A 13,002-nucleotide genomic window follows, 5' to 3' on the forward strand; every position below is an offset into this window, starting at 1 on the left:
GCCTAGGTATGCCAAATTTTAATGCTATCGTCTCCCGCGCCACTAGCCAGTAATTGACCATCGGGACTGAAAGCCACCGAAAAAACTCGCTCTGTATGACCCGTTAAGGTCTGCTTGCGTTTTCCGATATTCAGATCCCAAAGTATAATCGTCTCATCCCGGGAACCACTGGCCAAAGTCTTGCCATCAGGACTAAAAGCCACCGCATTCACCCGTTCTGTATGGCCGGTAAAACAGCAAATTTGTTCACCCGTTTCCACATCCCAGAGGATAATATTGTTAGGTTGAAAACCGCCAGCGGCTAAAGTTTGGCCATCGGGACTAAAAGCCACCACATTCACCAAACCAAAATCGCTATCCAGGGTACGAATTGGTTTACCAGTATTTGCATTCCACAGAATAATCGTCTGATCCCGAGAACCACTGGCGACAATTGAGTCATCAGGACTAATGGCTACCGAATAAACCCAACCGGAATGACCTTTGAGAATATGACGCGGCTTACCCGTTGTCACATCCCATAAAATCACTTTACTATCCCAACCTCCACTGACCAGACTTTGACCATCAGAACTAAAAGCAACGGAATTGACTAATTCTGAATGGCCAGAAAACCAGCCCCCCAGGGTGCGAATGGGTTGACAAGAGGCCACATCCCACAGGACGATTTTTTTATCCCGCGAACCACTGGCTAAGATCGTGCCTTCAGGATTAAAAACTGCGGATAAAACGATATCCGAATGACCCATCATGGTGCCAACGGCGGCACGGGTTGCCACATCCCATAAAATAATTTTGTGATCAGTGCTGCCACTGGCAATATACTTGCCATCAGGACTAAAACTGACAGACCAAACCCAGCCAGTATGACCCTTGAGGGTATCCACCGATTCTGATTGATTTGCCTGAAGTTCCGGTTCTTCGAGTACCGTGAGATGGTGCGGCGGCACCGCGCCCAAGAGGTCTGCCAAGGCTTGTTCAGCAGTTTGATAGCGATCGTTTAGCCCTTCTTGTAAGAGTTTTTCCAGGACGATCGTTAATTCTTCACTTAATCCGGTTTTAATTTGCTCGATCGCCTCTGACCAACGCCACCCGCCTTTAAGAAAATCATAAAGCTCATTGATCGGCGCATCCGTCAGCAGTCGCATACAAGTAACGCCCAAACTATACAGATCGCTGGCCGGATATACCGTGCCACAACGCACCTGCTCAAGGGGTGCATATTCATTGGTTAACTTGGCCACTCCGGTATTCACCAAACCCATACTCACCAATTCGGGAGAAAGGGCAAAATCAATCAGCACCAATTCACCTTCTCTAGCTTCACCGCGATCCCGATTGGGTTCAGATGTACTGCGGCGCAAAATATTTTCTGGTTTGATATTGCCGTGAATCACCTGATTATCATGGATTACCTTCAGTACCGGCAATAATTCTTTTAACAATTTTTCAATTTTTTTAATTTTAAAAACTCCCTCTTCTTTTAATTCTTCTAGTAAGTTTTCTCCTTCAATAAATTCTTGCACCAGATAGAGTTGTTTCCGCTCTTCAAAGTAATCTATTACGGCAGGAAGTTGAGGTTGATTGCCCAAACTTTGTAACGCTTCAGCTTCCTTAAAAAAAAGATCTATCGCTTTGTTCAAATAGTTGTCGCTTGGTTGAATTCCGAAGGTTAAACTGTCTTGGATCATCACTTGTTTAATGACAACAAACTGGTTTTCCCGATCGCGTTCATCAACCCCTAAAAAAGTTCTCCGACATCCTCCTCTCCCCAAAATTGAGATGCCGCGATAACGGTTATGGAGGAGTAGCAGTGAACCGCAGGCTAAACAATGGCTTTCATCTAAATTTTGAGGGTTTGGACAAACTGGATTAAAGCAATAACTCATAAACACCACCGTTCAGGAGACTTGTATTATCATAGTTCTGCGCCAGGATTTTGCCGATCATTTTTTACCGTCGGTTAATTGTTCGCCTAAATTTTCAGCCTAAATTTGAGCAGGCAAGTTTGGCAGCAGATAACTGGCCGAATTCAGTTTTCTATATTTTTTGGCTGAGAAAAATAATTAATCTCCTAAATGAATTCAGGAAAGCCAAATCTTAATCGTCTTATCCCAACTACTGCTGACGAGTCGAGTCCCATCAGGACTAAATGCCAGGGATGTAATCGGGCCGGAATGCCATAGGAGTGAGCATAACTCTTTGCCCTGGTAAACCGACCAAAGTTTAATGGTGCTATTTCGATCGCCACTGGCAAAAATCTGGCCATTGGGATTAATGGCGATCGCCTGCACCCAGCTTGACTGATTAGCCAAATTGTAGACCAACTTTTCCGTAGCAATTTCCCAAATTTTGATCGTTTTATCTTCACTGCCACTAATCAGTTTAGTCCCATCGGGACTAATTGCCACAGAACGCACCGAAGCTTCATGTCCCCAAAAGGTAGTTTTCAGGGTCATACTAGGAATATCCCAAAGTTTAATGGTGTGGTCATCATAGCCTCCACCACTAGCCAGAGTCGCACCATCGGGACTAAAAGCGATCGATTCAACATACCCGCTATGGCCGGTCAGGAAACCGAGCCGTGTCCCCCGTTGAGGATCCCAGAGTTGGATCGTACTGTCAAAACTGCCTCCGGCCAGGATTTTGCCGTCCAGACTAAAGGCCAAACTAAGGATATATCCTGAAGGGGTGGAAATTTCGCGTAAAAGTTCACCGCTGCCGAGACGCCATAGTTTAATGGTATTGTCTAAACTCGCGCTGGCGAGAATTTGGCCATTGGGACTAATGGCGATCGCGCTGACCCACCGCTGATGACCTGTCAGAGTCCCTAACAAATGGCCATTGTCCAGATGCCAAAGTTTAATGGTTTTATCGTAGCTGCAACTGACTAAAGTTTGACTATCAGGACTAATCGCTACCCCGATCGCATAGTGATCGTGTCCGGTCAGGGTATGCTCACATTTCCAGTTTTGGGACAATTTCCCGGCGATCGCCGACTGGGGTATAGATTTCGGCGCCGCAATCGATCCACCTAAGTCCGCGATCGCCTCTGCTGCGGATTGATAGCGATCGCTCACCCATTCTTGCAGCATCTTATCCAAAACTTTTTGCAGGCGATCGGGAATCATTCTCCCTTGTTTTTCTAACGCTTCCTTCCACAACCAACGACCATACATCGGATCGTAAAGATCGTCGGGAAGTTCACCCGTCAGCAAATGAACACAAGTCACCGCCAAACTATAAAGATCGCTCGCGGGATAAGCCTTACCCCCGCGTAATTGTTCAATCGGCGCATATCCTTCCGTACCAATTTTTGTCCCCGTTTTAATTAACATACTCCCAGTTAATTGCTTCGCCACCCCAAAATCAATTAACACCAAACTGCCATCCTGCCGCCGCATAATATTTTCTGGCTTAATATCCCGGTGAATAATATTTTTTTGATGAATATCTTGTAAAATAACCAAAATTTCTCGTAAAACATTCTCAACTTTATTCACCGAAAAAGCCCCATTTTGATGCAACTCTGCTAATAAATTATCCCCCTCAATAAACTCCTGCACCAAATATAAGCGGCCTGCCTCCTCAAAATCAGCAAACAACGTCGGCACCTGCCGATTACTCCCCAGACTCAACAACTGCCGAGCCTCCTGAGTAAACATTTCCTGAGCCTTTTTCAACAACCCCACATTATGCTGAACTTGAGGCAAAGGCAAAAATTGTTTAATCACACAAGGCGCATTTAACCTCATAGAATCTTGCGCCAAAAAAGTCCGGCCAAATCCCCCCTCTCCCAACAATTTAATCGCTCGATAACGCTCTTTCAGTTGCACCGAAGCACCACAACTGAGGCAAAATTTAACCTCATCATAATTCTCTGGATTGGGACACTGGGGATTTAGGCAATAAATCATATATTTTGTTCTTTGTTGATTGTTCTTTGTTGTTGGTTGTTAGTTGTTTGTTGTTTGTTTGTTGGGGAACGGGGAACATTTATCAGGGAACGGGGAACGCAGAGGAGAGGAGTAGAGGAGATGAGGAGCAGAGGAGATGAGGAGCAGAGGAGCAGAGGAGCAGAGGAGAAAATTATCTCCTCCGCGCCCCCGCGCCTCCGCGCCCCCGCGCCCCCGCGCCACTGTTCCCTGTTCCCTGTTCCCTGTTCCCTAACAAACAACCACCAACCAACAACAAACAACAAATAACTAATAACCAATAACTAATAACCAATAACTAACTTTTTTCTCCAAACTCCGCCTTCATCGCCTCCAACTCTGCCTGAATGGGATCAAAAGCCGGAGATTTTGGGGTTGACTGAGGTGATTTCGCCGTTGGGGAAGGACTTGGGGGAGATGCCGGTTGCTTGGGCTGGGTCTGACTCAACTCACTTTTCACCGTCTCTAGCAATTTCGAGATTTCATCCGGCTGTGGTGAACCCTGTTGTTGTTTTGGCTGGGGATGTTGGGGATAAGCGATCGCGAAGCCGTGCCGGTGTACTATCGCTGTCCCTGGAGGAATAGGTGGCTGTGTCACCGGCAAACTAACCTGAGTCATGGTTTGACTATAACCACCGTCCACCGCTTGCAGCACCGCCGCCGCCGACTGATATCGGTCTTTCACCGCTTCTGCCAGCATCTTATCTAAAATTTGCCTTAACTCATCGCTCACCGAACCCCCTTTTTGTCTGAGAACTTGCCACCAAATCCATTCCCCTGCCTGTGGATTAAATAACTCATGCGGGGGAACTGCGGTCAACAAATGAACGCAAGTCACCGCCAAACTATATAAATCACTTGCGGGATAAACTTGTCCCCGCCAAATTTGTTCTAAGGGGGCATAACCTTGGGTGCCAGTAATCGTGCCGCTTTCAGCCAATTCACTCTGAGTGCCTTGCTTGGCTACCCCAAAATCCACCAGCACCAAAGCTTCCCTCAACTGCCCAGCAGCGGAAACGCTGGTAGGGGTCTGGTGTCGTAACTGCCGTCTTAAAATATTTTCTGGCTTAATATCGCGGTGAATCACCCCATTTTCATGGATAAATTGCAGCACGGGCAACAACTCCCGCAATAGCTGCCAAATTTTGGCCTCGCTGAAAGCCCCTTGCTGCTGCAATTCCTGCCATAAATTGCCGCCATCAATAAATTCTTGTATAAGATAAAGACGTTTGTCTTGTTCAAAGTAGGCATACAACGTAGGAATTTGTGGATGTTCTCCCAATTTCAGCAGTTGTACCGCTTCCCGGTTAAACAGTTCCGTGGCTTTGGATAAAGCGGCTGAGTTTTGTGTTTGGGGAAAAAACTGTTTAATCGCACATGGGGTTTTCAGTCGATCTTCATCGACACCTAAGAATGTACGACCAAAACCTCCCGCACCAATGAGTTTAATGGCACGATATCGCTCTTTGAGTAATAACGGGGATCCGCAATTTAAACAAAATTTGGTATCAGGGGGATTTTCGGGACGTTGACACTGAGGATGAAGACAATAGGTCATGGTGGTTACTGAGTTGTAAATTTTCCGATCGCCAGAGAATAGCTATTATCTGTCTGACTTGTGCAGAAATCTTGTGCAGAAATATTTAAGGATTCATTCGGTCTACTGACCAATAGGCTATTTGATTAAAATAGATTTCACATTAGGAGGTTAAAGGCTAAAACATATCGGCTAACGCGACAGATCGATCGCTGTTTCACTTGAATCATCTTCTATTATATATCGGATTGTTGCTTAAATAACAGATAATCTTGATTTTTTTTCAATTGGTTGCCTATTCCTGGCGATCGGCTTATATGGTTACCTTAAAATGCGATTATCAAACACTATTTTTTTAATTTATTTTATTTATATATGGTTTAAGTAATAAGAGTATAATCGCTGTTTCTTATGTTGATTGATGATTTAGGTTTCAAATTAATGAATAAAATTAAAAAATTTTTCCAAGAATTAGCTAATATTGTTTTACCTTATTTTATGTGGGAGAAAAAATGGCAAGCATGGCGAATTTTTAGCCTAATGATGATTTTGATGTTAGGATTTAGAGGCTTGTCCGTGGTGAACAGCTATGCAATGAGAGACTTAATGACTGCGGTGGCGGACAAAAACTCTTTAGAGTTTCCTCAAGCCTGTTTAAAGGTTTTCGCGGTCTTTACGACGTTGGCTGTTTTGATGGTATTTTGGCAATATACCCAAGATTTACTGCAAATAAACTGGCGAAAATGGCTGACTAATGATATTTTGAAAAAATATTTTGCTCAACAAAATTATTACAAAATACAATCCGAGCATACAATTGACAACCCCGATCAACGAATTTCTCAAGATGTGAATAATCTGATTCGCTTAACCATTGACATTATTGGATTAATAGTTGGAGAAATTTTAGAAATTGGCGCTTTTGTGACAATTTTGTTGACTTTAGATATATTTTTAGCCAAATTAGCAATTATCATTGCGATCGCCCGCACAGTAATTACTTTAATAATTGGCAAAAAATTCAGTTTTCTTAAATTTAGAGAGTTGCAATTAGAGGCGGATTTTCGTTATGGGCTGGTGCATACGAGAGATCATAGCGAGTCGATCGCCTTCTATCACGGTGAGGAGTACGAATATAATAAGATTAGTCAAAGATTTGTCTATGTAGTCAAAAATTTTTATCAGCTAATCGGGGTCAAAAGAAATTTAAACTTATTTACCAGAACTTCCGGATTTTTCGTCAGTAATTTACCGATAGTATTTTTGGCTCCCCGATTCTTTGCTGGGGAAATAGAATTTGGTGAGATTACTCAAGCATCTGGAGCTTTTATGTCAATTTATGGCTCTTTGTCACTGATTGTAGAGCAATTCGATCGCCTAACTGACTATAAAGCAGAAGTAGATCGTTTAGGCACCTTGGTCGAGGTGCTCTCGAAGCCACCAAAACTCGAACAGTCGGAATTCCCAACGATTAAAACAGTAGAAAAAAATTGTATAAATCTCAAAAATGTTACGTTACAAACTCCTGATTACCAAAGAACCTTGGTGACAGATTTATCCGTGGAAGTTCCACCGGGTCAAGGCTTATTAGTGGTGGGACATTCGGGAGTTGGGAAAAGTTCGTTAATGCGATCAATCGCCGGGTTATGGAATTCTGGAACGGGATGTATTATGCGACCAAAACCAGAAGAAACTTTGTTTTTACCTCAACTTCCTTACATGGTTATCGGCGATCTCCGCAGTCAGTTGTTATATCCGAAAACGGATAAGATAGTGAGCGATACCCAACTGCAAGAAGCCCTGGAAAAAGTCAACCTGGCCGATTTAACCGAAAGAGTTGGGGGCTTTAATGCTGAATTAAACTGGCCCGATGTTTTATCCTTGGGAGAGCAACAGAGATTAGCATTTGCTCGGTTACTGATTGCTCAACCTCCCTATGCAATTTTAGATGAATCAACCAGTGCTTTGGATGTCGAAAACGAGAAACGTCTTTATCATCTACTCAAACAAAAAAATACCACTTTTATCAGTGTGGGTCACCGACCTACTTTAGTTCAGTACCATCAATTAGTATTGAAGTTAATCGGAAATGCTAATTGGCAGCTTATTTCTGCTCAAGAATATCATCCCGATGAGATTGATTTTGGCTAAAGGTTACTACGCGATCGCCCGGTGCGGTATCGGTTCAGGGACATGAATAATTGTCACTAATTGCCTGAATTACCATCGGCAGTCAACCAGGACGGATCGGATTCGCCAGCAATGCTTAACTCACCCGATGAATCAAATTTTTGGCAGACTGATGGTAAACATTCCCAGGCGCGATCGCCAGATAGGGTCTGGGAATTGCCCTGACCTAGGAAACCTCTGAAGATTCTCCTCTGTTTCCCAGAGGCAACTTCTACCATTTACAAAAAATTATGCAACAGTAAGTATTTATATTGTAGGGTGGGCAGGAATTCAAGCATCATATATGGTAGGGTGGGTAAAATATGCCTGCCCACCCGAAGAATGTTAAAGGTTGTTGGATGAATTTTTGTAAATGGTATTCCTTTGATAACTCTAAAAAACTGCCGAAAGGTAGTCCTAGAGTCAGGAAGTCATCACTCATGGTCACGGCGAAAGTTTATCAGTCATTGTTGACCAAGTTAACGAATCTTCATGTTGAGGCCGAAAGAATTTGGGGAAAGAATGCTACATGAGTGATTTCAGAACCGATGGCTTTCCTGATTTCAAATTCAGAGAAACTTAAAAATTGAAGCCAAAGTTAAGAATTGAAGATTCTGTGCTTGATGTGACGATTGATCGGCGCACTTGGTGGTAAAATACCCTCAAAGTTACTCCTAAAATTATTGAAAAAGCGCTATGCACCCGTCACCAACTGTTTTTTGGCCAGTTCAATGGCTGGGAAAACGCCGGAAATAAGCCAGAGTACCTGCTGAAATTTCAGCGAGTGGATTTTCGGTAAATGCCACCGGGACGGGATTGTAAACGCTTAAGCTAATTATATAGTTCTGGAGCAATTAGAGGAGCCGCACAATGGCAAAGTGTCTGCAAGAGTGCTGAAATCAATCGGCTAACTCCAACTGAGTATCGGAACAAAATCAATGATAGTGAGGGGATTTACCGTTCGGTAAAAATATGCTCGCGGAAAATCTTGATTTCGTTTCGGCGAGTCATGGCGCCCATAAGAGTGGTTGAACAGGGCTGAGAATTCTGAACAGCTAGAGTCCCGTGTGGGGTTTAATTCTTCTGTCCGATCGCCTGCGAAACCCATTCGCGCCATTCTAGTCAACCGCCCCGATGATAGTTTCGGTAAGATGAGAGTTTCGGTAAAGCGTCACGTTTTATTGTATGATTTTCATCCCACTAATAAAGCGTAAACCGGGCTTTGATTCAGATATCCCTTTGTTTGACCTGAATAGGTAGAGTTATTAATCATTCTCGCGCCCCTATTATATTTTGAACAGGCCAATCTTGGAGTGGAAATATCTCGATTCCGCCAAAGGCGGATCGCTACCGCGAATCGCATCTGTGGGTTCCATTGATCCGGACTCCAAACAGACATTACGGTGAGCCACTGGAAATCACGAAAACAATCTTTCCTCGTAAAAAAATTTCGGGGTTCTGTAACCGAAGAGCAATTGAAAAGGCCAATAGCAGTATCATCCATGCAGCAGTTAGAATTAAACTCCCTTACACAAAAAATGCCCCCACCACTTAAAAACACGGTCATGGTGATTGGGGGGGCAGAAGACAAGGTTCATGGCCGAGAAATCTTGCATACATTTTTTATGCGTTCAGGCGGTACAGAGGCAAAGCTGGCAATTATTCCCTGTGCATCCAGAGAACCAGAAGCAATCGGTAGTCGCTACCGGGAAATCTTTCAGGATATGGGGGCGCAACGCATAGAGGTGCTCGATATCCGCGAACGCACTGAAGGGGAAGATCCTCGTTGGCAAGAGTACCTGGAACAATCTACAGGGGTGTTTATGACCGGCGGGGATCAACTGAGGCTTTGTGCTTTGGTGGCGGATACACCGTTAATGGAAAAGTTGCGGATGAAAGTACGAGAGGGTAGCATTGTCCTCGCGGGGACCAGTGCCGGAGCAGCAGTCATGGGTCATCACATGATCGCTGGTGGGGGTTCCGGAGAATCTCCTAATCGTTCTTTGGTGGATATGGCCACCGGCTTAGGAATTATTCCTGAAGTGATTGTGGATCAACACTTTCAGAACCGAAATCGGATGGCTCGCTTATTGAGTGCGATCGCCTCTCATCCCAACCGCATCGGCGTAGGCATTGATGAAGATACTTGTGCCATGTTTGAAGCTGATGGCATCGTCGAAATTATGGGCAAAGGCACGGTGACAATCATCGATCCAGGCCCAGCGTTATACACCAATGAGGGTCATATCGGACCGAATGATCCTCTGAGTTTGTATAACCTACGGGTGCATATCCTTTGCCACGGCGATCGCTTCAATATAGCTACAAGAGAAGTGATTCAACGATCATAGGACGGATAAAAAAATAACTCCCTTGGGCTGTTTGGGGACATAGCTTTCCCCAGCCCTAGTGGTTTATCTCCCAATCAGAGATAAATGTTCCTAGTGAACAGTTATGCAACTCAAAAACACCCCACACTCGATTACAGCCAAGCTTTCGCTTGCTCAAAAAAGCGCATCACCCTCTGGGACAGCGATGAAAATACTTAAAATCCAAACATTACGTGGTCCGAACTATTGGAGTATTAGACGCCACAAACTTATTCTCATGCGTCTTGATTTAGAGGACTTGGCAGACAAACCAAGTTCAGAAATTCCTGGCTTTTATGACGGACTGACTGAGACTCTCCCCAGTTTAATCGAACACTACTGCTCTCCTGGCTGTCGCGGTGGATTTCTCAGCCGAGTCAAAGAGGGCACCTATATGGGTCATGTGATCGAACACATTGCCCTGGAACTGCAAGAACTAGCCGGAATGAATGTTGGCTTTGGTCGAACTCGCGAGACTTCTACTCCTGGTATCTACCAAGTCGTCTTTGAATACATCGACGAACAAGCCGGTCGGTATGCCGCCAGAGCCGCCGTTCGGATGTGTCGGAGTATCGTGGATACCGGCAAGTATCCCGCCTCAGAACTGGAACAGGATTTACAAGACCTGAAAGAAATCTATGAGAAAGCTTCCCTGGGGCCAAGTACAGAAGCACTTGTGAAAGAAGCCCACTATAGAGGGATTCCCTGGATGCCCTTAAGTGCTAGGGCGATGATCCAGTTAGGATATGGCGTCTACCAAAAACGGATTCAAGCTACCCTGACGGATTTTAGTAGCATTCTGGGGGTAGAACTCGCCTGTGATAAAGAAGGCACCAAAAGAATTCTCCGGGATGCGGCTATTCCCGTCCCCAGAGGAACGGTGATCCATTACCTAGATGAACTGGAAGACGCGATCGATGAAGTCGGAGGCTATCCTATCGTCCTCAAACCCCTAGACGGCAATCACGGACGGGGGATTAGTATTAATGTCAAGTCCTGGGAGGAGGCGGAAGAAGCCTACGATGCGGCCAGCAATGCGTCAAAAACGAAATCAGTGATTATCGAACGCTACTACACGGGTCGAGACCATCGCCTCTTAGTGATCAACGGGAAACTGGTTGCGGTCGCCGAACGGGTGCCCGCCCATGTGGTAGGAGATGGGTCGTCAACGATTCAAGAACTGATCGAGCGAACCAATCAGGATCCCCGCCGAGGCGTCGGCCATGATAACGTGCTCACCCGCATTACCGTTGACCGAAACAGTGAAATTCTCCTGGAACGCCAAGGCTGTCGCCTAGACACGGTGTTAGACAAAGGCGAAATTTGCTATTTACGGGCTACGGCGAACCTGAGCACGGGGGGAATTGCGATCGATCGCACCGATGAAATTCATCCGGAAAATGTCTGGATTGCCGAACGAGTTTCTCGACTGATTGGCCTAGATATTTGTGGCATTGATCTAGTGACACCAGATATCAGCAAGCCCATGGGAGAAAACGATGCGGTGATCGTCGAAGTCAATGCCGCCCCAGGATTTCGGATGCACGTTTGCCCCAGTGAGGGTCTGCCGCGAAATGTAGCCGCAGCGGTGATGGATATGCTATTTCCCCCAGGCACTCCCAGCCGCGTGCCGATTTTAGCGGTGACGGGGACAAACGGCAAAACCACCACCACGCGATTGCTGGCTCATATCGTCAAGCAAACCGGGTCTGTGGTCGGCTACACCACCACCGATGGCACTTATATCGGCGATTATCTCCTGGAAGCTGGGGACAATACCGGCCCCCAAAGTGCCGAACTGATTCTCCGCGACCCCACCGTAGAAGTGGCGGTGTTAGAAACAGCCCGTGGCGGGATTCTCCGCTCTGGATTAGCCTTTGACGCTTGCGAAGTGGGGGTGATTCTGAATGTCTCCGCTGACCATTTGGGATTGGGCGATATCAATACCATCGAAGAAATGGCCAAAGTCAAGGCGGTGCTGGCAGAAACCGTTATTGCTTCCGGCTATGCAGTCCTGAATGCCGACGATCCCCTGGTGGCAGCAATGGCTCGCCAGATCAAAGCCCAGGTCGCTTATTTCTCGATGAATCCAGACAATGAGCTACTGCGGAGCCACACCCGGGCTGGCGGTTTAGGCGCATTGTATGAGAACGGCTATCTGTCAATTCTGAATGGGGATTGGACAATTCGCCTTGAAGAGGCGGTAAATGTGCCCCTGACAATGGGTGGTCGGGCGCCGTTTATGATTGCCAATGCGTTGGCGGCTTGTTTGGCAGCCTTTGCTCATGGGGTGGAAATAGAAGCCATTCGCGCTGGTTTGGCCACCTTTGAAGCCTCCAGTAAACAAACCCCCGGTCGGATGAATTTGTTTAATTTGGGCGATTATCATGCCCTGATTGACTATGCCCATAATCCCGCTGGCTATCAAGCGGTGGGTGAGTTTGTCCGCAATTGGCCAGGGGAAAGGATTGGGGTCATCGGGGGTCCAGGCGATCGCCGCGATGAAGACTTGATCGAACTCGGTAAACTCTCAGCGGAAATCTTTGACTGGATTATCGTTAAAGAAGACAACGATAACCGAGGTCGCCCACGGGGGGATACCGCCCGCTGTATTATGGCAGGCATCGAGCAAGTCAGCACCAAAGCTCGGTATGAAACCATCCTGGATGAAACCAAAGCCATTAACACGGCCTTGGATCAAGCGCCCAAAGGCAGTCTCGTAGTAATTTTTCCCGAAAGTGTTAGCCGCTCCTTAAAAATGATTTCGGAACGTCAACCAATCGAGCAAGAAGCAGCGCCGTCTACGCAGAATAGCTGAAAAGTGCGTTTCCAGATCGAAATCCAGCCCGAAGAAGCTTTTCAGTTTATGTCCGTTTAAAATCTAACTGCTATAATAGACCGGCTTTAGGCCGGTCTTTTTGATCGTGGCAGTCACCATAGCATATATGATCGTTCTTGTGCGGGAAGTTTTTCCCCTTTTTTTCCAGCATGA

General features: G+C 45.9%; 7 protein-coding genes. 3 read left to right on the plus strand and 4 right to left on the minus strand.

Features of this window, described 5'->3' with window-relative positions; translation table 11 throughout:
- Positions 1–2: 2 nt before the first annotated feature.
- From AM228_RS02545 to AM228_RS02555, 3 genes are all read right to left on the minus strand, one after another.
- Positions 3–1,889, minus strand: coding sequence for a WD40 repeat domain-containing serine/threonine-protein kinase (locus AM228_RS02545; RefSeq protein WP_054464536.1), 1,887 nt, complete (start codon positions 1,887–1,889; stop codon positions 3–5).
- Between the two features lie 195 nt (positions 1,890–2,084).
- Positions 2,085–3,917: a serine/threonine-protein kinase gene (locus AM228_RS02550; protein ID WP_054464537.1), complete on the minus strand. Its 1,833-nt coding sequence runs from the start codon at positions 3,915–3,917 to the stop codon at positions 2,085–2,087.
- A 316-nt stretch (positions 3,918–4,233) separates the two neighbouring features.
- The gene (locus AM228_RS02555; RefSeq protein WP_054464538.1) at positions 4,234–5,493 is read right to left on the minus strand and encodes a serine/threonine-protein kinase; all 1,260 of its coding nucleotides are present in this window, start codon (positions 5,491–5,493) and stop codon (positions 4,234–4,236) included.
- Positions 5,494–5,913: 420 nt separating this feature from the next.
- Here AM228_RS02555 and AM228_RS02560 point away from each other — a divergent pair, with 420 nt between their 5' ends.
- The gene (locus AM228_RS02560) at positions 5,914–7,623 is read left to right on the plus strand and encodes an ABC transporter ATP-binding protein/permease (protein WP_054464693.1); all 1,710 of its coding nucleotides are present in this window, start codon (positions 5,914–5,916) and stop codon (positions 7,621–7,623) included.
- A 56-nt stretch (positions 7,624–7,679) separates the two neighbouring features.
- On the opposite strand, the gene AM228_RS31640 is transcribed toward AM228_RS02560, so the two are convergent.
- Entirely contained in the window at positions 7,680–7,880 is a 201-nt protein-coding gene (locus tag AM228_RS31640) for a hypothetical protein (protein ID WP_156331479.1), read from the minus strand.
- A 1,263-nt stretch (positions 7,881–9,143) separates the two neighbouring features.
- On the opposite strand from AM228_RS31640, the gene AM228_RS02575 reads away from it, so the two are divergent.
- Together AM228_RS02575 and cphA are read left to right on the plus strand one after the other, a co-directional pair.
- The gene (locus tag AM228_RS02575; protein WP_054464541.1) at positions 9,144–9,992 is read left to right on the plus strand and encodes a cyanophycinase; all 849 of its coding nucleotides are present in this window, start codon (positions 9,144–9,146) and stop codon (positions 9,990–9,992) included.
- A gap of 184 nt (positions 9,993–10,176) precedes the next feature.
- Positions 10,177–12,828: a cyanophycin synthetase gene (gene cphA / locus AM228_RS02580; protein ID WP_054464542.1), complete on the plus strand. Its 2,652-nt coding sequence runs from the start codon at positions 10,177–10,179 to the stop codon at positions 12,826–12,828.
- Positions 12,829–13,002 lie beyond the last annotated feature (174 nt).

Origin of the sequence: Planktothricoides sp. SR001, assembly GCF_001276715.1 — a bacterium.
Taxonomy (GTDB): domain Bacteria; phylum Cyanobacteriota; class Cyanobacteriia; order Cyanobacteriales; family Laspinemataceae; genus Planktothricoides; species Planktothricoides raciborskii.

Coding starts and splice junctions, on each gene's coding strand:
- AM228_RS02550 (WP_054464537.1), bottom strand. CDS start 3,917: ATGATTTATTGCCTAAATCCCCAGTGTCCCAATCCAGAGAATTATGAT.
- cphA (WP_054464542.1), top strand. CDS start 10,177: ATGAAAATACTTAAAATCCAAACATTACGTGGTCCGAACTATTGGAGT.
- AM228_RS02555 (WP_054464538.1), bottom strand. CDS start 5,493: ATGACCTATTGTCTTCATCCTCAGTGTCAACGTCCCGAAAATCCCCCT.
- AM228_RS31640 (WP_156331479.1), bottom strand. CDS start 7,880: ATGGTAGAAGTTGCCTCTGGGAAACAGAGGAGAATCTTCAGAGGTTTC.
- AM228_RS02545 (WP_054464536.1), bottom strand. CDS start 1,889: ATGAGTTATTGCTTTAATCCAGTTTGTCCAAACCCTCAAAATTTAGAT.
- AM228_RS02560 (WP_054464693.1), top strand. CDS start 5,914: ATGAATAAAATTAAAAAATTTTTCCAAGAATTAGCTAATATTGTTTTA.
- AM228_RS02575 (WP_054464541.1), top strand. CDS start 9,144: ATGCAGCAGTTAGAATTAAACTCCCTTACACAAAAAATGCCCCCACCA.